The organism is Gulosibacter sediminis, from assembly GCF_023370115.1.
Lineage (GTDB): Bacteria > Actinomycetota > Actinomycetes > Actinomycetales > Microbacteriaceae > Gulosibacter > Gulosibacter sediminis_A.
The window spans coordinates 967,385-993,028 of sequence record NZ_CP097160.1 but is presented as its reverse complement, the minus strand read 5'-3'; the positions used below and the strand labels follow the sequence as shown (position 1 = coordinate 993,028).

22 protein-coding genes and 1 tRNA gene are annotated in these 25,644 nt (G+C 67.6%); 7 read left to right on the top strand and 16 right to left on the bottom strand.

Annotated features, from left to right (window positions below):
* Positions 1 to 114: 114 nt before the first annotated feature.
* The 3 genes from M3M28_RS04470 to M3M28_RS04460 form a co-directional block, all read right to left on the bottom strand.
* Positions 115 to 1,095 (bottom strand): ribose-phosphate diphosphokinase, encoded by a 981-nt coding sequence (locus M3M28_RS04470; RefSeq protein WP_249387622.1) that lies wholly within the window; start codon positions 1,093 to 1,095, stop codon positions 115 to 117.
* A 45-nt stretch (positions 1,096 to 1,140) separates the two neighbouring features.
* The gene (glmU, locus tag M3M28_RS04465) at positions 1,141 to 2,604 is read right to left on the bottom strand and encodes a bifunctional UDP-N-acetylglucosamine diphosphorylase/glucosamine-1-phosphate N-acetyltransferase GlmU (RefSeq protein ID WP_249387621.1); all 1,464 of its coding nucleotides are present in this window, start codon (positions 2,602 to 2,604) and stop codon (positions 1,141 to 1,143) included.
* Between the two features lie 44 nt (positions 2,605 to 2,648).
* Positions 2,649 to 2,720: transfer RNA gene (locus M3M28_RS04460), tRNA-Gln, on the bottom strand.
* Between the two features lie 100 nt (positions 2,721 to 2,820).
* On the opposite strand from M3M28_RS04460, the gene M3M28_RS04455 reads away from it, so the two are divergent.
* A complete protein-coding gene (locus M3M28_RS04455) occupies positions 2,821 to 3,333 on the top strand; it encodes a MarR family winged helix-turn-helix transcriptional regulator (RefSeq protein ID WP_249387620.1) in 513 nt (170 codons plus the stop codon).
* Positions 3,334 to 5,136 (top strand): ABC-F family ATP-binding cassette domain-containing protein, encoded by a 1,803-nt coding sequence (locus M3M28_RS04450; RefSeq protein WP_249387619.1) that lies wholly within the window; start codon positions 3,334 to 3,336, stop codon positions 5,134 to 5,136.
* 90 nt (positions 5,137 to 5,226) lie between these two features.
* Here M3M28_RS04450 and M3M28_RS04445 read toward each other — a convergent pair whose 3' ends face one another.
* The 7 genes from M3M28_RS04445 to M3M28_RS04415 all read right to left on the bottom strand — a co-directional run bounded on the left by M3M28_RS04445 (position 5,227) and on the right by M3M28_RS04415 (position 12,130).
* Positions 5,227 to 5,538 (bottom strand): metal-sensitive transcriptional regulator, encoded by a 312-nt coding sequence (locus M3M28_RS04445; RefSeq protein WP_249387618.1) that lies wholly within the window; start codon positions 5,536 to 5,538, stop codon positions 5,227 to 5,229.
* A gap of 60 nt (positions 5,539 to 5,598) precedes the next feature.
* Positions 5,599 to 7,869, bottom strand: coding sequence for a heavy metal translocating P-type ATPase (locus tag M3M28_RS04440; protein ID WP_249387617.1), 2,271 nt, complete (start codon positions 7,867 to 7,869; stop codon positions 5,599 to 5,601).
* Between the two features lie 45 nt (positions 7,870 to 7,914).
* Entirely contained in the window at positions 7,915 to 8,850 is a 936-nt protein-coding gene (locus M3M28_RS04435; protein ID WP_249387616.1) for a hypothetical protein, read from the bottom strand.
* Positions 8,850 to 9,059, bottom strand: coding sequence for a heavy-metal-associated domain-containing protein (locus tag M3M28_RS04430; protein ID WP_249387615.1), 210 nt, complete (start codon positions 9,057 to 9,059; stop codon positions 8,850 to 8,852). Before M3M28_RS04430 ends, M3M28_RS04435 begins: the two co-directional genes overlap by 1 nt.
* Positions 9,060 to 9,171: 112 nt before the next feature.
* Entirely contained in the window at positions 9,172 to 10,104 is a 933-nt protein-coding gene (locus M3M28_RS04425) for a TAXI family TRAP transporter solute-binding subunit (protein WP_249387614.1), read from the bottom strand.
* Complete coding sequence (locus tag M3M28_RS04420) at positions 10,101 to 11,474, bottom strand: sensor histidine kinase (protein ID WP_249387613.1); 1,374 nt, start codon at positions 11,472 to 11,474, stop codon at positions 10,101 to 10,103. The genes M3M28_RS04425 and M3M28_RS04420 overlap by 4 nt, the downstream gene beginning before the upstream one ends.
* On the bottom strand, positions 11,471 to 12,130 hold the full coding sequence (locus M3M28_RS04415) for a response regulator transcription factor (RefSeq protein ID WP_249387612.1): 660 nt from the start codon (positions 12,128 to 12,130) through the stop codon (positions 11,471 to 11,473). The genes M3M28_RS04420 and M3M28_RS04415 overlap by 4 nt, the downstream gene beginning before the upstream one ends.
* 167 nt (positions 12,131 to 12,297) lie before the next feature.
* Between M3M28_RS04415 and M3M28_RS04410 the strand changes: the two genes are divergently transcribed.
* From M3M28_RS04410 to M3M28_RS04400, 3 genes are all read left to right on the top strand, one after another.
* On the top strand, positions 12,298 to 13,659 hold the full coding sequence (locus tag M3M28_RS04410) for an MFS transporter (protein ID WP_249387611.1): 1,362 nt from the start codon (positions 12,298 to 12,300) through the stop codon (positions 13,657 to 13,659).
* A gap of 103 nt (positions 13,660 to 13,762) precedes the next feature.
* Complete coding sequence (locus M3M28_RS04405; protein WP_431193840.1) at positions 13,763 to 15,025, top strand: IS30 family transposase; 1,263 nt, start codon at positions 13,763 to 13,765, stop codon at positions 15,023 to 15,025.
* Positions 15,026 to 15,114: 89 nt separating this feature from the next.
* On the top strand, positions 15,115 to 15,975 hold the full coding sequence (locus tag M3M28_RS04400; RefSeq protein WP_249387610.1) for a VOC family protein: 861 nt from the start codon (positions 15,115 to 15,117) through the stop codon (positions 15,973 to 15,975).
* Here the strand turns inward: M3M28_RS04400 and M3M28_RS04395 are convergent.
* Positions 15,972 to 17,573, bottom strand: a complete 1,602-nt coding sequence (locus M3M28_RS04395) for an FAD-dependent oxidoreductase (RefSeq protein ID WP_249387609.1) — start codon at positions 17,571 to 17,573, stop codon at positions 15,972 to 15,974. The genes M3M28_RS04400 and M3M28_RS04395 overlap by 4 nt on opposite strands.
* A gap of 70 nt (positions 17,574 to 17,643) precedes the next feature.
* Here M3M28_RS04395 and M3M28_RS04390 point away from each other — a divergent pair, with 70 nt between their 5' ends.
* Positions 17,644 to 18,240, top strand: a complete 597-nt coding sequence (locus M3M28_RS04390) for a helix-turn-helix domain-containing protein (RefSeq protein WP_249387608.1) — start codon at positions 17,644 to 17,646, stop codon at positions 18,238 to 18,240.
* A 40-nt stretch (positions 18,241 to 18,280) separates the two neighbouring features.
* On the opposite strand, the gene M3M28_RS04385 is transcribed toward M3M28_RS04390, so the two are convergent.
* The 5 genes from M3M28_RS04385 to M3M28_RS04365 form a co-directional block, all read right to left on the bottom strand.
* On the bottom strand, positions 18,281 to 19,558 hold the full coding sequence (locus M3M28_RS04385) for an MFS transporter (RefSeq protein WP_249387607.1): 1,278 nt from the start codon (positions 19,556 to 19,558) through the stop codon (positions 18,281 to 18,283).
* A gap of 279 nt (positions 19,559 to 19,837) precedes the next feature.
* Complete coding sequence (locus tag M3M28_RS04380) at positions 19,838 to 21,403, bottom strand: cation:proton antiporter (RefSeq protein ID WP_249387606.1); 1,566 nt, start codon at positions 21,401 to 21,403, stop codon at positions 19,838 to 19,840.
* A 78-nt stretch (positions 21,404 to 21,481) separates the two neighbouring features.
* Complete coding sequence (locus M3M28_RS04375) at positions 21,482 to 23,065, bottom strand: MDR family MFS transporter (RefSeq protein ID WP_249387605.1); 1,584 nt, start codon at positions 23,063 to 23,065, stop codon at positions 21,482 to 21,484.
* Complete coding sequence (locus M3M28_RS04370) at positions 23,062 to 23,730, bottom strand: TetR/AcrR family transcriptional regulator (protein WP_249387604.1); 669 nt, start codon at positions 23,728 to 23,730, stop codon at positions 23,062 to 23,064. The genes M3M28_RS04375 and M3M28_RS04370 overlap by 4 nt, the downstream gene beginning before the upstream one ends.
* 99 nt (positions 23,731 to 23,829) lie before the next feature.
* Positions 23,830 to 24,372, bottom strand: a complete 543-nt coding sequence (locus M3M28_RS04365) for an RNA polymerase sigma factor (RefSeq protein WP_249387603.1) — start codon at positions 24,370 to 24,372, stop codon at positions 23,830 to 23,832.
* Positions 24,373 to 24,629: 257 nt separating this feature from the next.
* Here M3M28_RS04365 and M3M28_RS04360 point away from each other — a divergent pair, with 257 nt between their 5' ends.
* The gene (locus tag M3M28_RS04360) at positions 24,630 to 25,487 is read left to right on the top strand and encodes a hypothetical protein (protein ID WP_249387602.1); all 858 of its coding nucleotides are present in this window, start codon (positions 24,630 to 24,632) and stop codon (positions 25,485 to 25,487) included.
* Positions 25,488 to 25,644: the final 157 nt, after the last annotated feature.

Genomic DNA, 25,644 nt, shown 5'->3' with positions numbered 1-25,644 from the left:
AGGGGTTCTTCCCTGCTTCTAGTTTGGTTATGACCTCGTGTGACGATGTGACGAAGAACGACGAAGCGCCGGGCCCAATTGGACCCGGCGCTTCGTCGGAATACTTGGTGCGGCCTACGCGGCGCCGTCGAACATCGACGTCACCGAGCCGTCCTCGAACACCTCGTGAATCGCGCGGCCAAGTAGCGGCGCGATAGGCAGCACGGTCAGCGTCGGGAACAGCTTATGCTCGGGCATCGGCAGGGTGTCGGTGACGACGACCTCGTCAATCGCCGGGTCTTGCAGGCGCTCGACGGCGGGACCGGAGAAGACCGCGTGCGTCGCCGCGACGACGACGCGCTCGGCACCGTGCGACTTCAGCGCATCCGCCGCCTTCTGAATCGTGCCGCCGGTGTCGATAAGGTCGTCGACCATGAGGCAGGTGCGACCCTTCACGTCACCAACGATGTCGTGCACCGTCACCTGGTTGGCGACCTTGGGGTCGCGACGCTTGTGGATGATCGCGAGCGGGGCACCGAGTTCGTCGGCCCAGCGGTCAGCGACGCGCACGCGGCCCATGTCGGGCGACACGACGGTGAGGTTGTCGACATCGCCGAGCTTCTCCTTGAAGTACTTCATGAGCACCGGCATGGCGAAGAGGTGGTCCACGGGGCCGTCAAAGAAGCCCTGGATCTGCGAGGCGTGCAGATCGACCGACATGATGCGATCCGCCCCGGCAGTCTTGAAGAGGTCGGCGATGAGTCGGGCCGAGATCGGCTCGCGGCCGCGGCCCTTCTTGTCCTGACGCGAGTAGGGGTAGTAGGGCACGACGACGGTGATGCGCTTCGCCGACGCGCGCTTGAGCGCGTCGACCATGATCAGCTGCTCCATGACCCACTCGTTGATGGGCTCGCCGTGCGACTGGATCACGAAGGCGTCGGCGCCACGCACCGACTCACCGTAGCGCGCGTAGATCTCGCCGTTGGCGAAGGTGCGTGCTTCCGTCTCGAGGACCTCGGTGCCAAGCTCCTTGGCGACTTCGTCCGCAAGCTGCGGGTGCGCTCGTCCCGAAATCAGAACAAGTCGCTTCTCACCAGGGTTTACAATGCCGGACACCAAATACCGCCTTTTCTCGTTGTCGGGCACGAACGAGAACCAAGACTACTCTGCTTCGGCGGTCGAATCCGACTCGACGGGCGAGCCCGCAGCCGCGGCGGCGGCCGACTCGGCTGCCGCGGAGCCCGGGCGGTGCTGTGCAACCCAGCCCTCGAGGTTGCGCTGGGGCGCGACGTTGAGGGCGAGCGCACCTGCCGGCACATCCTTGCGGATGGTCGTGCCCGCGCCCGAGTACGCACCATCGCCGACCTCGACCGGCGCGATGAGCACGTTGTCCGAGCCGATCTTCACGTCGCGGCCGACCACGGTGCGGTGCTTGTTCACGCCGTCGTAGTTCGCGGTGATCGTGCCGGCGCCGAGGTTCGATCCCGAGCCGATCTCCGCATCCCCCACGTACGAGAGGTGCGGCACCTTCGCGCCGTCGTGGAGCGTCGCGTTCTTCGTTTCGACGAACGTGCCGACCTTCGCGCCGGCGCCGACGACCGAGTTGGGTCGCAGGTAGCTCCAGGGGCCGACTGTGGCGCCCGCGCCGATGACCGCGAGCGTCGCATCCGTGCGCTTCACGGTCACGCCCGCGCCCACCTCGGTGTCGATGAGGGTCGTGTCGGGGCCGATCACCGCGTCTTCGCCAATGCTCGTCGCGCCGCGCAGCTGCGTGCCGGGCTGAATCTCGACGTCCGAGGCGATCGTCACGTCGGCCTCGATGATGGTCGTGTCGGGGTCGACGATTGTGACGCCCTCGCGCATCCAATATTCGAGGATGCGGCGGTTGTATTCGCGAGCGGTGCCGCCGAGCTGCGCGCGGTCGTTGATTCCCTGCACGAGCCACGGGTCGGTGACCGCGACGGCGGCGATGCGGCCACCATCGTGCTTGATGAGCGAGGCCGCGTCGGTGAGGTACTTCTCGCCCTGCGCGTTGTCCTGGCCGATGCGCGAGAGCGCGTCGCGCGCGGCCGAGGCCGTGAACACGTAGACACCCGCGTTGATCTCGGTGATGTCGAGCTGGCGCTCGCTCGCGTCCTTGTGCTCGACGATGGCCTCGAACTCGCCGTCGGCATCGCGCACGATGCGCCCGAAGCCAGTCGGGTTCTCGTAGATCGCGCTGAGCAGCGTGAGCTGGTCGGCGTCGAGGCGGTGGGCCTCGAGCAGTCGGCGCACGGTCGGTGCGTCGAGCAGCGGCACATCGCCCGAGAGCACGACAACGTCGCCGTCGAAGTCGGCGGGAATCTGCTCAAGGCCGGCTTCGAGGGCACGCCCGGTGCCGGGCACCTCGTCCTGATCGGCGATGAGCGTGTCGGGAGCGAGCTCGCCGATCACCTCGACGACCCGGTCGCGCTGGTGGCGCACGACGGCGACGGTGTAGACCGGCTCAAGCTGCGCCGCGGTGCGCAGCACGTGGCCGAGCAGCGGGATGCCGCCGAGCTTGTGCAGCACCTTCGGCGTCTTCGACTTCATGCGGGTACCAGCACCCGCCGCGAGAATAATGACGGCCAGGTTCTGTGCGGGCATGCGCTTCCCCTCCAATGAGCTGATGTTCCATTGCGGTGACGGAGTTCCTCCCCCAGGATTCGAACCTGGACCTAACGGCTCCAAAGGCCGTCGTGCTGCCGTTACACCAAGGAGGAAGGTGCGGCCCTAGTCTGCCACGTCATCGAAAACAGTGTGAACTGCCCCTGTGAGTGGCCACGCAGCGAGAACGCGCGGTCCTGCGCGATACTAGAGGGTATGCATTCCCACGAAACCGACGCCGTCGACAGCATCGTCGACGACTGGACGCGCGTTCGTGGCGACCTCGATTTCTCGCCCCTCGCGGTGTTCTCGCGCGTGAAGCGCATCGCAAGGCAGCTCGATGTCGTGCGCAAGCGCGCGTTCGCCGAGGCCGGAGTCGAGATGTCCGAGTTCGACGTTCTCTCGGCACTGCGCCGATCAGGCGCGCCCTACGCCCTCACACCGAAGCAGCTACTCGCGAGCAGCCTCGTCTCGAGCGGCACCATGACGTATCGCATCGACCGGCTCGTGCAGCGCGGCTTCGTCGTGCGCGAGGACGACCCGGCCGACGGCCGCAGTGTGCTCGTGCGCATGACCGATGCCGGCGGCAAGCGCGTCGACGCGGCAATTCAGGGCCTCCTCGAGGTCGAGCGCGAACTGCTCGCCGACATTTCCGACGACGAGTTCGCGGTGATCGAGCGGGGGCTGCGCCAGCTCTCGCTCGCGATGAGCGTCGAGGAGCCCAACTAGATGGCGCATCTGCTTGGCGCCGAGGGCATCCACCTCGAATTTCCCACCAAAGTCGTCTTTGACGACATCACCATTGGCATTAACGAGGGCCAGCGCATCGGTGTCGTCGGCCGCAACGGCGACGGCAAATCGACGTTCCTGAAGATCCTCGCGGGTCGACTCGAGCCCGACGCCGGCAAGGTCACGGTGCGCGGCGGCACGACCATCGGGATGCTCGACCAGGCCGATCGCGTCGACGAATCGCTCACGGTGGGTCGCGCCGTAGTCGGAGACCTCGACGACCACGAGTGGGCCTCGGACGCGAAGATTCGCGACATCGTGCGCGGGCTAGTCGGCGATCTCGATTGGGAGGCGCGGGTCGGCGACCTCTCGGGCGGCCAGCGACGACGCGTCGCGCTCGCCGGCCTGCTCATTGGCGACTGGGACATCCTGCTGCTCGACGAGCCGACGAACCACCTCGACGTCGAGGGTGTCGCGTGGCTCGCGAAGCACCTCAACTCGCGCTGGACAAAAAACGCCGGTGCGCTCGTTGTCGTCACCCACGACCGGTGGTTCCTCGACGAGGTGAGCACCGACACGTGGGAGGTGCACGACCGCGTGATCGAGCCCTTCGAGGGCGGCTACGCGGCGTACATCCTGCAGCGCGTCGAGCGCGACCGGCAGGCGGCCGTTGTCGAGCAGAAGCGGCAGAACCTCATGCGCAAGGAGCTCGCGTGGCTGCGCCGCGGCGCGCCCGCCCGCACCTCGAAGCCGAAGTTCCGCATCGCTGCGGCGAACGAACTCATTTCCGATGTGCCGCCGGTGCGTAACGCGATCGAGCTGACGAAACTCGCGACGGCGCGGCTGGGCAAGGACGTCGTCGACCTCGTCGATGCTGGCGTGCGGTTTGGCGAGCGCGAGGTGCTCCACGACATCACCTGGCGCATCGCGCCCGGCGAGCGCACCGGCATCCTCGGCGTGAACGGCGCCGGCAAGTCGACGCTGCTCGGGCTCATCACCGGTGCGATCGCGCCGACCTCGGGCCGGGTGAAGCACGGTAAGACGGTGAAGATTGCCGAGTTGAGCCAGCAGCTTTCCGAGCTCGACGAACTCGGCGACGACCGCGTGCGCGAGGTGATCGCGCGGCAGAAGACGAGCTACGTCGCCGACGGCACCGAGCTCACGCCCTCGCAGTTGCTCGAGCGACTCGGCTTCAATTCGGCGCAGCTGCAGACGCCGGTGAAGGACCTCTCGGGTGGCCAAAAGCGGCGCCTGCAGCTGCTGCTCATCCTGCTCGACGAGCCGAACGTGCTCATTCTTGATGAGCCAACGAACGACCTCGACACCGATATGCTCGCCGCGATGGAGGACCTCCTCGACACGTGGCCGGGCACGATCATCGTCGTCTCGCATGACCGCTACCTGCTCGAGCGCGTGACCGATCAGCAGTATGCCGTGGTCGACGGCGGGCTGCGACATCTGCCCGGCGGCGTCGACGAGTACCTCGCGCTGCGCGATGCCGGCGCCAGCAAGCCCGCGACCGCATCCGCGACGAATCCCGCGCAGGCGGGCGCGAGCACCGCATCCGCCTCATCGGGCCTGTCGGGCGCCGAGCTGCGCGCGGCCGAGAAGGAACTCGCGTCGCTCGAGCGCCGCATCGAGCGCCTGCAGCAGCAGTCGGCGGATGCGCGGGCCAAGCTCGCCGACCTCGACCAGTCGAACTACGAGCTGCTCGCGACCGAGATGGCCGTCATCACGTCGCTCGACGACGAGGCCGCCACCCTGGAGGAACGCTGGCTCGAGCTCTCCGCTACCCTCGACTAACCCGTTGCGGGGCTTGAGTGGTCACGTTTTGGAGTGCTGGCGGTGCCAGAACTCCAAAACGTGACCACTCAACCCCCTTCTCGGTGGGCGTTAGGAGCGGACTAGGCGACGGATCGCTTCGGTAGCTTCCTCGATCTTTTCGGTGGCCGCCTCGTCGCTGAGCTTCGCAGCGTCGAGCACGCAGTGTTTGAGGTGGTCGTCGAGCAGACCGGTGGCGACCCCCTGGAGCGCGCGCGTCAGCGCGGAGACCTGCGTCAGGATGTCGATGCAGTACTGCTCCTCGTCGATCATCTTCGCGATGCCGCGGGCCTGCCCCTCGATGCGCTTCATGCGGCCGAGGTAGCGGTCCTTGTCGCTGATGTAGCCGTGGTGGTGCTCGTGGGAGTCGATTTCGACTGACATGGCTGGTCCTTCACTCTGTCGCTCCGTGCGGGAACGATTGTTGGTTGTTGAGAGTACGGGTTACTTCGAGGTGACGCTCTTGAAGGCCCGCAGGCGGAGGCTGTTGCCGACGACGAAGACGCTCGAGAACGCCATGGCCGCACCCGCGAGCATGGGGTTAAGCATGCCGAGGGCGGCCACCGGAATCGCGGCGACGTTGTAGGCGAAGGCCCAGAACAGGTTCGTCTTGATCGTCCCGAGCGTCTTGCGCGAAAGGCGGATAGCGTCGACCGCGGCCCGGAGATCACCGCGCACGAGCGTGATGTCGGAGGCCTCGATCGCGACGTCGGTGCCGGTGCCCATCGCGAGGCCGAGGTCGGCATGCGCGAGCGCCGGAGCGTCGTTTACCCCATCCCCCACCATCGCGACGACCCTGCCCTCACCCTGAAGTCTGGTGACGACGTCGACCTTGTCCTTCGGCAGCACCTCGGCGATGACCTCGGCGATGCCGACCTCGGCGGCAATCTGGCGGGCGACCGCCTCGTTGTCACCGGTGAGCAGCACTGGGATCAGCCCAAGTTCCTTGAGCCCGCGGATCGCCTCGGCGCTCGTCGGCTTCACGGTGTCGGCGACGACGAGAATGCCGCGTGCCTGCCCATCCCAGCCGATGGCGACGACGGTCTTGCCTTCCTGCTCGGCGTGCGCCTTCGCTTGCGCGAGCTGCGGCGAGAGTGGCTGCGCCCAATCGGCGAGCAACGACTCACGGCCGACCACGACGGCCGTGCCGTCGACGACGCCTTGCACACCCTTGCCTTCGACGTTCGCGAAGTCGTCGGGAGTCGGGAGCTGGCCGACCTCCTGCGTCGCGCCCTTGGCGATCGCCTGGGCGATCGGGTGCTCGGATGAGTCCTCGAGCGCGCCGGCGAACCGCAGCAGTTCGGCCCGGTCGACGCCCGCTTCGGTGACCACGTCGGTGAGCGTCATCTTGCCGCTCGTGACGGTGCCGGTCTTGTCGAGCACGACCGTGTCGACCTTGCGGGTCGATTCGAGCACCTCGGGGCCCTTGATGAGAATGCCCAGCTGGGCGCCCCGGCCCGTGCCGACGAGCAGCGCGGTTGGGGTCGCGAGCCCGAGCGCGCAGGGGCAGGCGATGACGAGCACGGCGACCGCCGCGGTGAAGGCCGCGGCGACGGGGAATCCGCCGCCAAGCCAGGCGCCGAGCGTGGCGACGGCAATGACGATGACGATCGGCACGAAGACGCCCGAGATCCTGTCGGCGAGCCGCTGCACCTCGGCCTTGCCCGTCTGCGCATCCTCGACGAGCTTCGCCATCTGGGCGAGTTGCGTGTCGGAGCCGACGCGCGTGGCACGCACCACGAGGCGGCCGCCGGAGTTGACGGTCGCGCCGGCCACCGGGTCGCCGGGGCGCACCTCGACCGGCACCGACTCGCCCGTGAGCATCGAGGCATCCACCGCGGATGCGCCCGAGGCCACGACGCCGTCGGTCGCGATCTTCTCGCCCGGTCGAACGACGAACTCGTCGCCAACCGCGAGCTCGCTCGTCGGAATCTTCACCTCGACGCCGTCGCGGAGGACCGCGACTTCCTTCGCCCCGAGTTCAAGCAGCGCGCGCAGCGCGGCCCCGGCCTGGCGCTTCGAGCGCTTCTCGAAGTAACGGCCGGCAAGGATGAACATGGTCACACCCGCGCCGACCTCAAGGTAGATGTTCGCTGCGCCATCGGACGGGGCGATCGTGAACTCGAACGCGTGCGTCATGCCGGGCGTACCGGCGGTGCCGAAGAAGAGCGCGTAGACCGACCAGAGCAGCGCGACAGAGGTGCCCATCGAAATGAGCGTGTCCATCGTCGCGGCGCCGTGCTTGAGGTTCGTCCACGCCGCCTTGTGGAATGGCCAGGCTGCCCAGATGATCACCGGTGCCGCGAGCGCGAGCGAGAGCCACTGCCAGTAGGTGAACTGCAGCGCGGGGATCATCGACATCGCGATGACGGGCACCGTCAGCACGACCGAACCGATCAGGCGCTGCCGAAGTGAGGTGAGCTCGCGGTCTTCCTCGGGCTCGCCGTCGACGTCTTCCGAGGAACCCCTGGGCGCCTTCGGCTTCGGCAGGGCTGCCGTGTAGCCGGTCTTCTCAACCTCGGCGACGAGCAGTGCCGGGTCGTAGCCAGCGGGCACCGTAACCTTGGCTTTCTCAGTGGCGTAGTTGACCGTGGCCTCAACGCCGTCGAGCTTGTTCAGCTTCCGTTCGATCCGGTTCGCGCAGGAAGCGCAGGTCATCCCGCCGATTTCGAGCTCAATCGCCGACCCGCCCGTGATGGGAGCTGATGCACTCATCCTCTTCCTTCTTTCTCAGCTTGTCTGCGGCGACTGACGCGAGCGTCAGTGGCCGGAGTGCGAATCGTCGGTCTGCGCGCCGTCGCTCGGCACCGTATCCAGCACGAACTCGGCCGTGTGCACCTGCCCGCCGACCTGGAAGTCGAAGTAGAGCAGGTAGCGATCGGCGGTGGGCGCGTGCGCCGCGAACTCGATCTCGGGGCCTGCGGTCACACCATCTTCGGGCGCATCGCCCTCGGCGTGCACATGCAGGTAGGCGAGGTCGCCCTCGCGGAGTGCCACGAGGTGGCCGTAGGCGGCCAGGTAGGGCTCGAGGGTCGTGACCGGTTCGCCGTCGCGCTCAACCGTGACAGTGAGGTCGCTCTGCGTACCGGCGGCGAGGTCGCCCGTGATGCTCACGGTGAAGCCGTCGACCTCGTCGACCGTCTGCACCTCGGCCTCGACCGGGGCAAAGTCGCCCGCGACCTCGACCCCGCGTGTCAACGTCAGTCCCTCGGCACCGTCAGCGGCGGGTGTGAAGTCGGCGTAGACGCGGTAGGTTCCCGCGGCATCCCAGCTCCAGGGCGTCGACCAGGTGCCCGTGCTCGTGTCGAGTTCGGGATGCACGTGCCGGAACTCGACGCCGTCGGTGCGAACGACGATGAGGTGGAGATCTTTGTCATGCGCCGTCGCGTACTCGGTGACCGGGTCGCCGGCAGCGTCGAGGATCTGGAAGCTCAGCTCGCCGGCTTCGCCGACCGTGGCGGGCGCTTGCACTGGCGAAAGCTCGTAGCCGTTCTGGCTCACCGAGACGCCGTTCAGGATGGTCTCGGTCGCCTGCTCATGGCCGCTGTGACTCGTGCCGTGCGAGTTCATGTTGCTGTCTTGCGCCCATGACGCCGCAGCGTCGTCCGGAATGACGGCGCCGGCGACGGCGAAGGCCGCACCGAACGCCACCACGAGCCCCGCGCCGTAGAGCGCGAGTCGCCCTGCGGCGTTCATTAGACGCGCACCGCCGAGTAGCCGGCCTCCTCGACCGCAGCGAGCACCTTGGCGTCGTCGATGTCGCCATCGGCGGTCACGCTGAGCTTGCCGGTCTGGACGCTGACCTGGATGTCCGTGATGCCGGGAATCTCGCCGACCTCTTCGCGGACCGACAGTTCGCAGTGGCCGCAGGTCATGCCGGTTACCTGGTAGTCGTTCGAAGCCATTGGAGTTCCTCCTCGCGTTTCGATACCCCCAGTGGGTACCTGGTCAACTTCAACGCTATACCCCCAGTGGGTATTCCACACCGCGCCAAAAAACTGACCACTCAACCCCCTTTCAGCCGTAGTGGTGGCGGTAGCGGGATGCGGCGGCCGGGTGGAGCGGCACGGGGGCCGTGTCGATGAGGTTGGCCGAGGTGAGATACTGCACACCCACCGAGCCCTCGGGCACGAGACGTTCCGCGTCGGAGATGAGCACGTCGACGAGGCCGGCCGCGATCTCGTCCGCGAGGTCGGGTCGCGCGAGCAGGTAGTTCGGTGTGCCGACGGTCGGGGTCTCGGCCGAGCCCCCGTACGCGCCCGACGGCAGCGCGGTCGCCAAATAGCTGCCCGGATGCTGTTCCTCGAGCCCGGGCAGCGCATCCGTCAGGTCGACGAAGCGCACGCCGGGCGACGCCGTAAGCTCGGCAATGATGGGCGCGGGAATGCCGCTCGACCAGAACAACGCATCGATCTCGCCCGCGACGAGCGCGTCGCTCGCCGTCTGAATGCCGAGTTCAACCTCGTCGACCGGATCGTCGCCCTCGCGCAGGCCCGTCACCTCGAGTATCAGCCCCGCCGTATAGGCCGCACCCGAGCCGTGGGCACCGATGCCCACGCGGTGGCCGTGCAGGTCGGTGAGCGCCACGATGTCGCTGTCGTCGCGCACGACACACTGCAGGTAGTTCTGATAAACGCGGCCGATCGCGACGAGATCGTCGTCGCGCGACGCGACCGAGTCGGCGAGCGCGATGCCGAGATCGGCCTGGCCCGACACGAGCTGGTCAAGGTTGTCGAAGCTGCCCTTTGTCGCGCGCACCTCGAGCTCCGCCACCCCGGCCCGCGAGGCGGCGTCGCGCAGCAGCGCGCCGAACTGCAGGTAGGTGCCACCCGCCTCGCCGCTCGCCATAGCGAGCGGCGTCGCCTCGCGCCGCAACCCGCAGCCGCTCACACCGAGCAGCGCGACGGTGCCGAGCGCCCCGAGAAATCCACGCCTCGTCAACCCGCTCACTGCGGCACCACCTCGACGCGCACGAGCAGTCCCCCGGCGACCGAGCGGCTCACTCGCATGTCGCCGTCGTGCGCGAGCGCGAGCTGCCGCACGATCGTGAGCCCGAGGCCGGTGCCGGGCAGGCCGCGGTGCCGGTCGGAGCGCCAGAACCGATTGCCGACCTGGGCGAGGTCATCGGCGTCGAGGCCGGGGCCATCGTCGCCCACCTCGAGCACGGTGCTGCCCGCTTCGTCGCGAAGTGACACGGTCACCGTCGCCGCCTCGCCCGCGTACTTCGCCGCGTTCTCGAGCAGAATCTCGGTAATCTCGACGAGATCGCCGAAGGCGCCGAGCACGGGCACGCGCTCCCCCGCGATGGCCCGGATGCGCAACCCGTCCGGCGCGTGCGCGGCCGCGACCACCTCGGCCGCGTTCGCCCGGTCGGTGAGGTCGAGCTGCTGTGTCATGCTCGTCGGCGCCCCGCCGCTCGCCGCCGCGGTCGCGCGGTGCTCAGCGTTCGCGAGCACGAGCATCCGGTCGACAATGTGCTCGAGGCGGTCGAGATCGCCATCGACCGCGCGCGTCTCTTCGCTCGGCGGCAGGCCATCGATGCGAAGGCGGATGGCCGCGAGCGGGTTGCGGAGCTGGTGCGAGGCCTCGGCGACGAAGCCGCGCTGCTGCTCGAGCGCATCCTCGACACTGCCGGCCATGCGCGCAAACGACCGCGCGAGCCGACGCAGCTCGGGCGGGCCCGACCGCTCGGGCAGCGTCACGGCGCGGTGCTCCTCGATCGCGTGCGTCGCCCGGTCGAGCGCGTGCACGGGGCGCAGGATCCAGTTCGTCCAGCGATACAGCGCAAGCAACAGCACCCCGAGCAGCACGAAGCCGATGAGGGTGATGAGCGCCCACGAGGTCGTGACGTCGGTGCGCGCCTCGACGAGATTCGTCTCGACCACGACCGCACCGGCGGTCACGCCCGGCAGCCCCTCGAACGGAGCTGCAAGCAGCGCGGTCGCGTCGCTCCAGGGGCGGATGGTCGGAATCGTCAGCCGGGGAACGGAGCGGCCGGCCGACAGCGCGAGCGCCGTGACGTCGCCGCGGTGCGTGTCGAGGCCGCCCGAGTCGGCGAGCACGGCGCCCCGGCCGTCGATGACGGCGACCGCATCACCGTAGGTCTCGGCAAAGCGGTCGAGGTACCCCTGAAGCTGCCCGGTCTCGCCCGAGGTCACCGCGACCTCGGCGCGACTCACGATCTCGTTCATCGCCGCCATGCGCTGCAGCGTCGCCTCGTGGGTTCGGGTCACGGCGATCCCATGGCCGGCCGTCACGAGAATCACGATGACCGTGATCAGGCCGAGGAGCACCGAGGGGATGAGCACCCGACGCCTCACGGCGCCGCCTCAAAGCGATAGCCGAAGCCGCGCAGGGTCGTGATGGTGCCGGGCGGCAGCTTCTGCCGCAGCTGCGCGAGGTGCACGTCGACCGCGCGGGAGCTCGTCGGATACTCGGGGCCCCACACGGCACGCACAAGCTCTGGCCGGCTCACCGCGGCGCCGACGTTGCCCGCGAGTTCGGCGAGCAACGAGAACTCCGTCGGCGTCAGCGAAATCTCCGTGCCGTCGACCGTGGCGCTGCGCGCGCCGAGATCGACCACGACCGAGCCCGCGCGAATTTCCTGCACCTCCGGCTGCCGCTGCACGTACCGGCGGCGCACCGCTTCGATGCGCGCGAGCAGCTCGTGCACACGCACTGGCTTGAGGAGATAGTCGTCGGCCCCGCGACGCAGCGCGACCACGGTCGAGCGCTCGTCGCCCCGGGCGGTGACGACGATGACCGGCACCTCGCTGCGCGTGCGCAGCAACCGCAGCGCCTCGAGCCCGTCCATGTCGTCGAGGCCAAGGTCGAGCAGCACGACATCGGCGCCCTGATAGCCCTGCAAAAGCCCGGCGCCCGACGTGACGTGCGCGCACTGATGCTCGGCCCGCTGGAGCACCGCGGTGAGCGCGGCCGCGACCGAGGCATCATCCTCAACCACCAGCACTCGCATGGGTGTCATCCTATGCGCAGCCGACACTCGGCGAGTGCCTGTTAAGGCCCCGTAAGGATTCCCGGCGGGCAGTTCGGCGCGTCGATACGGTAGCCAGGCGCCACCGTGGACGCAGATGTCGACGGTTGCGCAAGACCCGCACAACCCCCGCATCCGATAGGACACGCATGTCGACGACAACCGCGCCCGCAGCCTCGCTGCGGCGATCTATCTCCAACACCCTGAAGGGTTCGACCGGCAATCTTGTCGAGTGGTACGACGTCTACGTCTACTCGGTATTCGCGACCTACTTCGAGTCGCAGTTCTTTGACGCCGACGACAAGAACTCGACGATCTACGTGTGGGCCATCTTCGCGGTGACCTTCCTCATGCGTCCGATTGGCTCGTGGTTCTTCGGCCGCTTCGCCGACCGCCACGGCCGCAAGCTCGCACTCACCGTCTCGGTGACCATCATGGCGATCTGCTCGTTCGCGGTGGCGATCACCCCGACCGCCGAGACGATCGGTGCCGGTGCCGCCGTCATCCTCATCCTCTGCCGCCTGCTGCAGGGCTTCGCCACCGGTGGTGAGTACGGCACGAGCGCGACCTACATGTCGGAGGCCGCGATCCCCGGCCGCCGTGGTTTCCTCTCGTCGTTCCACTACGTCACGCTCGTCGGCGGCCACGTGCTCGCGCAGACGACGCTGCTCATCATGGTGCTCACGATCGACACCCAGGCGATCTCCGAGTGGGGCTGGCGCGTCGCGTTCGGTATCGGTGGCGTCGCTGCCCTCGTCGTGTTCTGGCTGCGCCGCACCATGGACGAGTCGCTCTCGGCCGAGGTCATCGCCGAGACGAAGGCGGGTGGAGCGAAGGCTTCGGGCTCGATGCGCGAGCTGCTCGTGAACCAGTGGCGCCCGCTGCTGCTTTGCTTCCTCGTCACCATGGGTGGCACGGTCGCGTTCTACACCTACTCGGTCACCGGCCCGGCGATCGTGAAGTCGGCCTTCGCCGGCGACGACGTCGTGACCGGCACCGTCATCAACCTCATCGCGCTGACCATCCTCATGCTGCTGCAGCCGCTCGGCGGCTGGATTTCGGACATCGTCGGTCGCAAGACGCTGCTCGTGTTCTTCGGCATCGGCGGCGTGCTCTACACCTGGGTGCTGCTCACCCTGCTGCCGCAGCAGACGAGCGCACTCACCTCGTTCGCGATCCTGGTCGGCGGCTTCATCATCCTCACCGGCTACACGTCGATTAACGCGGTCGTGAAGGCCGAGCTGTTCCCGTCGCACATTCGCGCGCTCGGCGTCGGCTTCGGCTACGCCATGGCGAACTCGATCTTCGGCGGCACGGCACCCGTGCTCTACCAGGCCGCCGGCGCGGCCGAGCAGGTGCCGATGTTCATCGTCTACGTGACCGCCGTCATCGCCGCATCGCTCGTCGTCTACGTCTTCTTCCTCAAGAACCACGGCCGCACCTGGCTCGACCACGAGAAGGAGCTTCACGCCGAGGCCGAGGGCCGCACCCTGGAGCGCCAGCCCAGCTAACCCTTCCGTCGCCACCTAACGCAGTTGAGTGGGCAGTTTTTGTAGTTCTGGCGCCGGCGGGTTCGTGGGGTGAGTGCAATTCCCTGAAGTTCAGGGAGTTGGTATGTATCCACTGGCGTACCGCGTACGCGTGATCGAGTTGGTGCTGGACGGGATCCCGGCACGGTCCCGGGCACTGCGACAGCAGTGTCCGGGCCTGGGCATGGCAACGTTGTCGCGTTGGCTTCGATGGGCAGGAGTACGCATGCAACAAGGACGACCAAGCGCGACCCGCTCCCCGGTCGTGTTCCCCACCCCGCTCGACCCGGACACGCTCCCGCCGACCGGGCACGGGCGCCGCCTCCAACTCGGCGACCGGATGCTGATCCAGCTCGGCCTGGAACAAGGCCTGTCCCAGGCCCGGATCGCGAAGCTGATCGGGTTCTCCCCGGCAACCGTGTCCAGAGAAATCCGTCGCTCCCAGCTCACGCTCGACACGAGCGGGACGACACAACACCAGTACAGCGCCAAGTTGGCGCAGTACCGTGCAGAACATGCCCGCGCCCGCCCGAAACCCCGCAAACTCGACACGAACACGCCGTTACGGGACGTGGTCATCGGCTACCTCAACAAGAAATGGTCCCCGCCCCAGATCGCCGCGCGCCTGCCGGTCGTGTTCCCGGAGAATGCGGCCATGAGGATCAGTCACGAAGCGATCTATCAAGCCTTGTACGTCCAAGGCACGAGCGGGCTGCGCCACGAACTCACCGTCGCGCAAGCACTACGGTCGGGCCGCACCGGCCGCAAACCTCAATCGAAACTCCCTCCACGCAACTCCCGGCCGTGGCTGGACGGATACCGGCTCGCGGACCGCGACGAGCAACTCGCGGCCGAACACGCCGGCCGCGCGGTACCCGGGCATTGGGAGGGCGACCTCGTGGTCGGGCCGAACAATTCCGGGATCGTGACATTGATGGAACGCGCGAGTCGGGTGTGCCTGATCGGCCGACTCCCCGGAGCGCGGGACTCGCAGACCGTGATCGATGTGCTCACGAGCATGGTCGAACGACTCCCGGCCGCGGTGCGCGCGTCAGTGACGTGGGACCAGGGCACGGAAATGGCGCAGCATCGACAGTTCACGGTCGCGACCGGATGCCCCGTGTTCTTCTGCGATCCGCACTCGCCATGGCAGCGGCCAAGTAACGAGAACTTGAATGGCCAATTGCGGTGGGACTTCCCGAAGGGCACTGACTTCAACACGATCACGGACCAGGAACTCCAAGCCGTTCAAGACAGTCTGAACTCCCGGCCCCGTGTCGTGTTGCAGGGCTACACGCCAGCTGAAAGACTCCAACAACTCATCGATGGAGTTGCACTCACCGACTGAACACCCCAGTGCCAGAACTACAAAAACTGCCCACTCAACTGCGTGAGCGATTGACTTATTTAGTTGTAGTTGCAAGTATTTGAGATGTGATGAATGAAAAACTTGCTGCCGACACGACCATGGGCGCCGTCACCCTGTTCGTCGCCGACCTCGACGTGATGATCCGCTTCTACCGCGATGGCGTGGCTCTCGACCTCATCGCGCAGGAGGGTGACACCGCGTATCTCGGCCGCGGCGCCAAGACTCTCGTAATCCTGAAGCACTCCCCCGAGCTGAAGCACGCAGCGCCACACGAAGCCGGGCTATTCCACACGGCCATCCTGTTCGACAGCGAGGCCGCGCTCGCCGCATCCGTCTATTCGACGGCGCAGAGGTACCCCGGCCAGTTCACCGGCAGCGCCGACCACCTCGTGAGCCGCGCGTTCTACTTCAACGACCCCGAGGGCAACGGCGTCGAGCTGTACTGGGATCGCGACCGCACCGAGTGGTCATGGGTCCACGGCCAGGTCGAAATGGACAGTCTCTTCCTCGACCCCAACGCCTACCTCCGCGAGCACCTCACCGAGGCGACCGTCGCGGCACCGAACGTCGGCGACGCCACCGTCGGCCACGTGCACCTCAGCGTCGGCGACATCGACTCGGCCCGCGAGTTCTACGTCAACCAGCTCGGCTTCGACACGACGAACGACTTCCGGGGTTCGGCCCTGTTCGTCAGCGCCGGCGGCTACCACCACCACATGGCCATGAACATCTGGAACAGCCGCGGCGCCGGCCGCCGCCAGCCCACCCTGGGCCTCGGCGAGGTCGACCTCGTCGTGCCCACGTTCGACGAGATCGGCACACTGACCGAGCGGATGCGCCACTACGGTGTCGACGCCCGCGACGACGGCCGCTCGGTCACCTTCGACGACCCCTGGGCGAACCAGGTGCGCGTCACCGTCGCTGCCTAACCCCGATCGACGCCGACGCGGCGCAGCAGCACGACCGAGTCGTCGATCGTCGACGGGGTGCCGTCGGGCGCCGTGATCTCGCGCTGGCGCAGCTCGGCGAGCTCGACCTCCCACTCCGCGCCGTCGAGGTCGAGCGCCGCGAGCTCGTCCGCGGGCTGAATGAAGCGCCCGGGCCCGTGCCCGGCTCCGGCATCCGCGTGCTCGGCAGCCCACGCGGGCGGCGCGGCGTGCGAGGTCAGCAGCAGTCTCCCACCGGGGCGGATGCGCGCCGCTGCAGTCCGCAGCGCGGCCGCACGCTTGAACGCGACGGGCGACTGGAAGAAGCTCGCCGTCACGAGATCGAACTCCTGCCCCGAGAGCTGCGCCAGCGCATCCACGACGTCGGCGGCGACAAACGTCGCGCCGCTCACGCCGGCATCGGCGGCCACGGTCTGCGCCCGAGCCACCGCGCTCGACGAGAGGTCGATGCCCGTCGCATCCCAGCCACCGGCGGCGAGCCAGAGCACATCGGCGCCCTCGCCACAGCCGAGGTCGAGCGCGCGGCCGACGGGCAGGGGCGCCACCACGTCCTCAAGCACGCGGTTGACCCGGCCCGACCAGACGCGGTCCTCGCCACCGTACTTGGCCTCCCAGAACTCGGCGGCGATCGCCCGATCGGCATCCTCTTCGACAAGGAACCAATTCACAATCGAACCCGTCATTGTGCCGCTACCGAGCGAGATCGGCACATTCGCCATCGGCGTGACGACGTTGCCGGTCGCCCACACGCGCGGGTTGCTCGTCTGACCAGTTTGGTCAACCTTGATGACCGAGCCGAACGGCGTCTCATCGCGCACGAGCTCGAGCCCGGCGACCATCGCGTCGTGCGGCACGAACGCGCCGGCGGCGAACACCGCGTCGATGTCGAACGATCGCCCGTCGTCGAGCCGCACCTGCTCGAGCCCCAGCCCCTCGCCCGAAAACGCCACGACGGCCGCATCCGCAACCACCTCGACGCCGCGCGCCCGCAGACGCTGCGCGACCTCGTCGGGCACCGTCACCGCGGGCACCACGAGCTCGCCCTCGGCGTTGCGCGCGCCACCGACGAACACGGTCATGCGATCGCTCAACTGCCGCACGAGCTGGGCCGGATGCAGTGCCGCCTCGCTCGTCACGAGCACGCCGAGGCGCTGGTCGCGCACCTCGTAACCGTGGCAGTACGGGCCGTGCAGCACCGAAACGCCCCACCGCTCGCGCAGCCCCGGCACGTCGGGCAGCACGTCGGTGAGCCCGGTCGCCACGACGAGCGAGCGCGTGACTTCGACGCCCGCCCCGGTCACGACCTCGAGAGCATCGCCGCGATCGCGCACCGTCGTGACCTCAGCCGCACGAAACTCGACGCCGTACGCGGCGGCCTCGTCGCGGCCACGAGCGCGCAGCTCGGCCGGCTCAGCGCCATCGAAGCCGACGACGCCGTGCATGTGCTCGGCGAAGCGGTTGCGCCCGCTGCCCGAATCGAGCACGAGCGTGCGGCGGCGAGAGCGCCCGAGCATCTGCGCTGCCGCGAGGCCGGCCGGCCCGGCGCCGATGATGATTACGTCCCACTTTGAAGTCTGCATGTTCGTAGGTTGCGACGAACTTGTTATTCTTGCAATCGAGTTTGCAGAAATGGCAAGTTAGGAGCATCTCATGCACGCCGACCTCGAACTCCTCGGCGCCCGAATTCGCGCCGCCCGGCAGGCCCGCGGCATGACGCTTGCCGAACTCGCCGCGGCGGCCGACATGTCAACGAGTACGCTCTCGCGCCTCGAATCGGGCAAGCGCCAGGCGAACCTCGAACTGCTCATCCCGATCAGCCGTCGCCTCGGCATCCGGCTCGACGACCTCGTGCATCCCACCGCACCCGACCCGCGCGTGCGTCGCGACACCGAAGAGCGCGGCGGCATGCGCGTCACTCCGCTGACCCCGGAAGACTCGCCCGTGCAGACCTACCGCGTGACCTACCCGCCCTCGCAAGAACTCCCCCAGCTGCGCATGCACGACGGTTACGAGTGGTGCTACGTGCTCAGCGGCAAGCTGCGCCTGCGCGTCGGCGACCACGATCTCGAGCTCTCGCGCGGCGAGGCCGCTGAATTCGACACCCGCACGCCGCACGCGATGTCGGCGGCCGGCGGCAAACCCGCGACGGTGCTCAGCATCTTCAACCAGGCCGGCGAGCGGATGCACACCCGCCTCGGCGACGCCGGCGCGGCTCCCAGCGCCGGCGAGCCCGCGCCTGAGAGCTAGCTCACCGCGACGCTCTCGCCAACACTGTGGCGAACGAGCGCTACCCGATGCGGATCGGCCCGGTGCCCGAGGCCGCGAGCGCGCGATCGCGAGCCTCCCGCTCCGCCTCGGTCTCCGAGCTCGAAGCGCCGGCGCTCTTGCGCCGGTCACCGGCCAGGCTGAACAGTACGAGGATGAAGCCGACCCCGGCGAGCGTGAAGCCGACCCAGCCGGGCGCGAAGTAGCCGAGCCCCTGGGCGATGACGAGCCCGCCGCCCCAGGCGCCGATGCTGTTGCCGATGTTGAATGCCGCGTGGTTTGTCGCCGCGCCAATGAGTGGGGCGTCGCCGGCGAGGGCGATCAGGCGCGACTGCACCGACGGCGTGAGCGTCGACGAGGTGCCCGCGACGAGCGGCATGAGCACGAACAGCAGCACGGGCGTGGTCGCGAGGGTCGAGAACAGCGCGAACATCGTGAGCAGCGCGATGAAGCCGACGACGATGCTGCCGCGCGGGAACCGGTCGCTGAGCCAGCCGCCGACGAAATTGCCGATGGTCATACCGACGCCGACCATGGCGAGCAGCCACGGCACCTGCGATTCCTCGAGCCCGACGCCGAGCACGGCGATGTCGGCAATGTACGAGTACACGGCGAAGAAGCCGGCGAAACCAATCGCGCCGACGAGGATCATGAGCAGGAACGGCCCGCGCGTATACGCGCGCAACTCATCCATGGGGTTGCGCTCGGGCGTGCCGGCGAGGCGGGGCAGGCTGAGCCAGGCGAGCAGCAGCGAGAGCGCGAAGATGCCCCCAACCGCGACATAGGCCCAGCGCCAGCCGGCGGTCTGGCCAAGCCAGGTGCCAAGAGGCACACCGAAGATGTTCGCGATCGTGAGGCCTGAGAGCGCGATCGAGATGCCCAGCCCCTGCTTACCCGGCCCCATGATGCGGGCGGCGAGCAGCGACGCCACACCAAAGTAGGCGCCGTGTGGCAAGCCCGACAGGAAGCGGGCGATCGCGGTCGTCGTGAAGTCGGGCATCAGCGACGAGAGCGCGTTCGTGACCGCGAGCGCGGCGAGCAGCAGCATCGCGAGGCGGCTCTGCGACATGCGCGAGCCGAAGACGGCAATCGTTGGCGCGCCGACGACCACGCCGAGCGCATACGCCGTCACGAGCCAACCCGCGTCGGCGATCGCCTGCTCGCGGTGGCTCTCGAACGCCGGCACGAGGTCGGCCGCGATCTGAGGCAGCACGCCCATAGTGCTGAATTCGGTCGTGCCGATGGCGAACCCGCCAAGCGCGATCGCGAACAGCGCCAGCAGCGTGCGCGACTTCGACATCAGCGGCATCTTGAGACCTTTCCACGGTTATGAACAGACGTGGAGCCTCGTTGCGCCAGGTGCCAAGACTACGACGAATTCGCCCTACGCAACAGAGCTGAAGGTTCGCTGAGCGCGCACGGCAGCCGCGCGCGCCCAGCGGCCTAGGCCTGGCCGAGCTGCATCGTGCCGTTGTCAATGACCGCCTGGGCGCTCTCGATCGTTTCGGAGCGATACGTGCCCGAAGAGCGCGCCTCGATCAGCGCCGCATGCTCGGTCGTCAGGACGATGCGCTGCAGTTCAGCGTGCTGCGCGCACGCCGTCGGCGCGTGTGTGTTCGAGCAGTTGCGCGTCGCCCTGCTCGAGCATCATCGTGTTGCGGTCGAGGATGCTCTGCACGATCTCCTGGTCGAACTTCGACCCGTCCGGTCGACGCAGTTCGGGGCTGCTGAGCGCGTCGTTCGTCGCGGCCGCGAGCTCGCGCAGCAGCCGGATGCGCTCCCGAGCGAGCTCCTCCTCCGGCGTCCCCTGCACCCCAAGCACGCGGATGAGCAGTGGCAGTGTGCCGCCCTGCAGTACGAGGGTCACGATGGCGACGGTGAAGGCGATGAGCACGAGCTGGGGCCGATACGGAATGTCGACCGGTAGGGTCTGCGCCGCCGCGAGCGTGACGACGCCGCGCATGCCCGACCACGCGAGCACCGCGCCGCCGCGCCAGTCGAGCCCTTCGTTGACGTAGAACTTCGCGTCGGCGACGCGATGTCGGATCGCCCGTTCGATGCGCGGCGAGGTCGCCTTCAGCGTGCGCTCCGGGTCATCAATGGTCGAAATCACGCGTTTATACGCGGTGATGCGGTCTTGATGCTTCGCCTGGTTCTGCCGCAGCCAGTAGACGAGCGGCACCATGAACACGGCCCGCAGCAGGATCAGCGCGACGGTGGCGATGAGGCCGATGCCGATGGTGGCGGCAACGCCGAAGTCGGCCGAGTCGACGCCCTCGAGGATGTGCGTCAGCTGCAGGCCCATGAGCAGGAACACGCCGTTCTCGAGCAGCAGCTGGATGGTGCGCCAGTTCGTGCGCTCAGATATTCGGTCCTCGGCACTGAGCTTGCGCGGGCTGAGGGCTCCGGTCACGAGCCCCGCGGTCACCACCGAGAGCACACCCGAAGCGTTGAGTGCCTCGGCCGGCAGGTAGGCCAGGAACGGCACGACGAACGATACGGCCGTCGTGAGCTGCACCTGGCTGATCTTCGAGCGGAAGTACGTGGTCGCGAGGCCAACGACGGCGCCGAGCACGATGGCGACGATGACCGCGTAGCCAAAGTCGACCACCGCATCCCAAGCCGAGAAGGTGCTGCCGATCGCGGCGATCGCCGAACGCAGCAGCACGAGGGCGGTCGCGTCGTTGACGAGCCCCTCCCCCTCGAGGATGGTCACGAGGCGGGTCGGCAAGCCGAGCTTCTTACCGATCGACGTCGCCGCGACGGCGTCGGGCGGGCTGATCACGGCACCCACGGCGACCGCCGAGGCGAACGAGAGATTCGGAAACACGAGGTAGATGAGCGCGCCCGCGCCGAACGCGGAAACGAGCACGAGCACGACCGAAAGCGCCGAGATGGTGCCGAAGTTGCGTCGGAAGTCGGTCGTCGGCATGTTCACCGCGGCGCCGTAGAGGATCGGCGGCAGCACGACTGCGAGGATCAGCTCGGGTTCGACCTCGAAGTCCTCCATGCCGGGCAGGAAGCTGACGCCACGGCCGAGGAGTGCCACGATGATCGGCACGGCGACGCCGAGTCGCGACGCGAACACCGAGCCGAGCACGATGACGAGCACGCCGATGACGACGAACAGTTCGGTTTGGAGCAAGGCTCGTTCCTATCTGTCTCTGGAAACGACGCGGCGGGGACGCCGGAAGCGCTCCGGCGTCCCCGCCATACCGAAACATTATGCGGTTACATCCGCAGATTGGCTGGCTTCCGCCTCCTCGTTTGCCACCGTGGTCGCGAGGTTCTTCTCCTTGACGAAGAAGACGAGCACGAGCCCAATCAGCACGAGCGGCACGATGTAGAGCAGGATCGGCAGGAGCGCCTCGTTATAGGCCTCGATGATCGGTTGGCGCACCGCATCCGGCAGGCCGTTCACGACGGCCGGCGTGAGCGAGGTCGCGCCAAGGTCACTGCCCGAAGCGGCCGGCGCCTGCGACATTTTCTCGGTGAGCAAATCGACGAGCCGGGATGAGAAGAACGAACCGACGACGGCCGAGCCGATGGTCGCGCCGACCTGACGGAAGTAGTTGTTCGCGGCGGTCGCCGTGCCGACCACGCGGCCGGGGAACTCGTTCTGCACGACGAGCGTGAGGATCTGCATGCTAAAGCCGATGCCGATACCCATCACCGCAAGGTAGGCGCACATCACCCAGATCGGCGAGTCGACAGCGAGCGTCGACAGCAGCGCGAGGCCGATCGAGAGGATCACGAGGCCCACGAGCGGGAACGCCTTGTAGCGGCCCGTGCGTGAGACGACCTGACCCGAGACGATCGAGGTGACGAGCAGCGAGCCCATCATCGGCGTCATGAGCAGGCCCGCCTCGCTCGCCGTCACGCCGGTGACCATCTGAATGTAGGTCGGCATGTAGCCGAGCGTGCCGAACATCGCGATGCCGACCGCCAGGCTGGCACCGGTGGTGAGCAGGAAGTTGCGGTTCTTGAACAGGTAGCCGGGCAGCACGGGGCTCTCGGCCTTGCGCTCGACGAGGGCAAAGGCGATGACCGCCACGACGGCGCCGGCGATGAGGCCGATGATCGTGGGCGAGTTCCACTCGTAGGTGGTGCCGCCCCAAGTGCACACGAGCACGATGGCCGTGGTCGCGGCCGCGATGAGGGCCATGCCGAGGTAGTCGATGCGCGGGATGTCGCGCTCGCGCTTGTGCGGGTGCAGGAAGAGCAGCACGGCGACGATCGCGAGCACGGCGAGCGGGATATTCATCCAGAAGGCCCAGCGCCAGCCGGGTCCGTCGGTGAGCCAGCCGCCCACGAGCGGGCCGGCCACCGAACAGACGGCGAACACGGCGCCGAAGATACCCATGTACTTGCCGCGCTCGCGAGCCGGAATGACGTCGGCCATCGCGGCCTGCGAGAGGATCATGAGGCCACCGCCGCCGAGTCCCTGAATGACGCGGGCGACGATGAGCCACCCCATGTCCTGCGCGAGGCCACCGATGACCGAACCGATCATGAAGAGGGCAATCGCGACGACGAGGATGGCCTTGCGGCCGAAGATGTCACTGATGCGGCCGTAAATCGGCATCACAACAGTGCTGGCGAGGATGAATGCGGTCACGACCCACGCCATGTGGTCGGCGCCGTTGAGTTCGCCAACGATGGTCGGCAGCGCCGTCGAAAGCACGGTCTGCCCGAGGGCCGACATGAGCATCGTGACGAGCAGGCCGACGAACAGCATGACGATGCTCTGCTGCTTTTCGGGCTCGGCCCGCTGAGGTGCGCCCGTAGTTGGGAGCGTCTTGGTCATTGCACTTCTTTCAAGGCGGTACGGAAGGCGCGAATGGTGGGCTCGAAGGCCTCGCGCGTTGGGTTATCGAGAATGTCGGGGTTGCGGCGGAAGCTGTACTTCAGCACCGCGCCCGCGAGCGTGATCATGGCTTCGGAGAGGGCCTGCGCGTCCGCGCCGTCCTCGCCGATCTTTTCGACGTCGCCGAGCTGATCGAGCTTGTCGAGTGCGAGCTCGGCGACCTTGTCCTGGATCTCCTGGAACCGCTGGTGCATGCGCTCCTGCAGCTCCGGGTAGCTCGTGGCGAGGCGATGGACCTCTTTCCGGCTCGTGCCGCTCTGGCGCATGTTCAGCGCAGTGCGCGCGAGCAGAACGACGATGCGGGCGAGCCGGTCGCCGGCCTGCTGGTTCTCGAAGAACTCGTCGATCGCCTCGGCGGGGATGATCGTCTCGGCTAGTCCGAGCACAGCATCCTCTTTGGTTGCGTAGTAGTTGAAGAAGGTGCGCCGCGACACACCAGCACGCTCCGCGATGGCCGCGATCGTGGTCGCGGCGAAACCGTTCGCCTCGACGAGGTCGCGCGCGGCTTCGTGAATCTGCTTCAGCGACTCAAGCCGCTGACGCTCCCGAAGTCCGGGTGCCGGTGCAGTCTCAGCGACCTGACCGGTCGAAATAGAATTTTGCACCCGTGCATCTTATGCACTGATGCACCTCGTAGGCAAGGAGCACACACAGCAAACTCCCCACCACGAGACGTGATGGGGAGTCGGAAATGTGCCGGGCGGCTAGAGCTCCTGCGCGAGCAGGGCTTCCTTGAGTTGCTTGCGCGCCCGATTGAGCCGCGAGCGAACCGTCTGGACCGGCACCTGCTGGTACTCGGCGATCTGCTCGTAGGTGTAGTCACCGAACTCGCGCAGCACAAGCGCCACGCGGAAATCTTCGCCAAGCGTACTGATCGCCTGTTGTACGCGGTCGCGCACCGCGTGGTCCTCCGCGAAGTCCGGCCCGCCGTCGCCCTCGAACACGAACTCGGCCTCATCATCCACGGTAATTTCGCGGCGCTTGCGCACGAGGGCGAGCGCCGCGTTCGTCGCGATGCGGAACGCCCACGTGCTGATCGACGCCTCGCCGCGGAACTTCGGCAGGTTCTGCCAGATCGCGATCATCGCGTCCTGCAGCGCATCCTCCGCATCCGCTCGGTTGCCGATCGTGCGCACGCACACGGCGAAGAGCCGGTCGCGGTACGGATGCAGCAGCGCACTGAACGCGGCACGGTCCCCCTGCTTCGCCTTTGCCAGCAGGGCGGCTTCGGTGGCGGATGCGTCCAAGATTTCGTCTTCCTTTACGTCGATTCCCCCAGATCCATCGCGGCACCGATCGGGCGGCCGCGACGCGTAATTGTTCGATCGTAACCGCCACAAGCTAACGGGAGTCTCCGCACCCGCCAGGCGTACGCGGGGATTCACCCAAAGTCGGATGCGACGGTCAGGCGAAGTTCTACATGATGTTCTTATTGCCGCGGGAACTTTCCGCGCATCCGGCACATCCAATCTTCGTTCTGCACGCCAGATACAGGGAGAACCCAATGACTACCAACGGACCCGAAGCGACCAACGGCTACGCGAGCCAGACCGGCTACGACACCGACGGGGACGGCAACGTCGAGACCGTCGAGTACGACGTCTACGGCCAGGGAGAGGTCGACGAAACGCACTACGACACGAATGCCGACGGCAAGATCGACGACATCTACTCGGACACCGACGGCGACGGCTACATTGACGCCCGCTTCATCGACACCGACGGCGACGGCGTGATCGACTACGCCGATGTCGACACCGACGGCGACGGCATCATCGACACCACGATGTACGACACCGACGGCGATGGTGTGCTCGACGAAGCGCACGTCGACACCGACGGCGACAGCTACGCCGACGAGTACTACTCGATGGCCGACGGTGAGGCGCCAGCCCCAAACGTCACGCCGAACGCCGATGTCGACGAGAGCAACACGGCCCCCGAGGGCGAAACCCCCGCCGAGCCCGACGCCCCGGCCGACGAGGCTGGCGCCGAGGACATCCCCGGCAGCGAGGACGCCGAGAGCGGCGAGGGTGGCGACACCGCCGAAGACGACGGCACGATCGACACCGACAGCGTCGACTACTCCGACTCGCAGTACCTGGAGGGAGAGGCGACGGTCGACAGCGACGGCGACGGCGTCGCCGACAGCGCCGAGGTCGACATCGACGGCGACGGCGAGATCGACGGTCTCATGACCGACCTCGACGGCGACGGCCTGGCCGAGGACATCGCGTACGACAGTGACGGCGATGGCGTCTACGACACGTTCGGCCACGACACCGACGGCGATGGCGTTGCCGATGAATACTCCATCGACACCGACGGCGACGGCGTCGCCGACACCCCGGTGGACATGTAGTTCGACGATTGGGCCCGGCCGCATTGCGGTCGGGCCCTTCCGCCGTTCATGCCCATCCCCGAAGAACTCGCCAATCAGGATGCACGGGTCGGGAACTTTACCGGCCCCGACCGCATCCAATAACCGATCGCAGCCCACACCACCAACAAAGGACGAG

Bases quoted from the DNA above. Each gene is read 5' to 3' on its own strand.
- glmU (WP_249387621.1), bottom strand. From the start codon at position 2,604: ATGCCCGCACAGAACCTGGCCGTCATTATTCTCGCGGCGGGTGCTGGT.
- M3M28_RS04455 (WP_249387620.1), top strand. From the start codon at position 2,821: ATGCATTCCCACGAAACCGACGCCGTCGACAGCATCGTCGACGACTGG.
- M3M28_RS04450 (WP_249387619.1), top strand. From the start codon at position 3,334: ATGGCGCATCTGCTTGGCGCCGAGGGCATCCACCTCGAATTTCCCACC.
- M3M28_RS04445 (WP_249387618.1), bottom strand. From the start codon at position 5,538: ATGTCAGTCGAAATCGACTCCCACGAGCACCACCACGGCTACATCAGC.
- M3M28_RS04440 (WP_249387617.1), bottom strand. From the start codon at position 7,869: ATGAGTGCATCAGCTCCCATCACGGGCGGGTCGGCGATTGAGCTCGAA.
- M3M28_RS04435 (WP_249387616.1), bottom strand. From the start codon at position 8,850: ATGAACGCCGCAGGGCGACTCGCGCTCTACGGCGCGGGGCTCGTGGTG.
- M3M28_RS04430 (WP_249387615.1), bottom strand. From the start codon at position 9,059: ATGGCTTCGAACGACTACCAGGTAACCGGCATGACCTGCGGCCACTGC.
- M3M28_RS04415 (WP_249387612.1), bottom strand. From the start codon at position 12,130: ATGCGAGTGCTGGTGGTTGAGGATGATGCCTCGGTCGCGGCCGCGCTC.
- M3M28_RS04410 (WP_249387611.1), top strand. From the start codon at position 12,298: ATGTCGACGACAACCGCGCCCGCAGCCTCGCTGCGGCGATCTATCTCC.
- M3M28_RS04405 (WP_431193840.1), top strand. From the start codon at position 13,763: ATGTATCCACTGGCGTACCGCGTACGCGTGATCGAGTTGGTGCTGGAC.
- M3M28_RS04400 (WP_249387610.1), top strand. From the start codon at position 15,115: ATGAATGAAAAACTTGCTGCCGACACGACCATGGGCGCCGTCACCCTG.
- M3M28_RS04395 (WP_249387609.1), bottom strand. From the start codon at position 17,573: ATGCAGACTTCAAAGTGGGACGTAATCATCATCGGCGCCGGGCCGGCC.
- M3M28_RS04390 (WP_249387608.1), top strand. From the start codon at position 17,644: ATGCACGCCGACCTCGAACTCCTCGGCGCCCGAATTCGCGCCGCCCGG.
- M3M28_RS04385 (WP_249387607.1), bottom strand. From the start codon at position 19,558: ATGTCGAAGTCGCGCACGCTGCTGGCGCTGTTCGCGATCGCGCTTGGC.
- M3M28_RS04375 (WP_249387605.1), bottom strand. From the start codon at position 23,065: ATGACCAAGACGCTCCCAACTACGGGCGCACCTCAGCGGGCCGAGCCC.
- M3M28_RS04360 (WP_249387602.1), top strand. From the start codon at position 24,630: ATGACTACCAACGGACCCGAAGCGACCAACGGCTACGCGAGCCAGACC.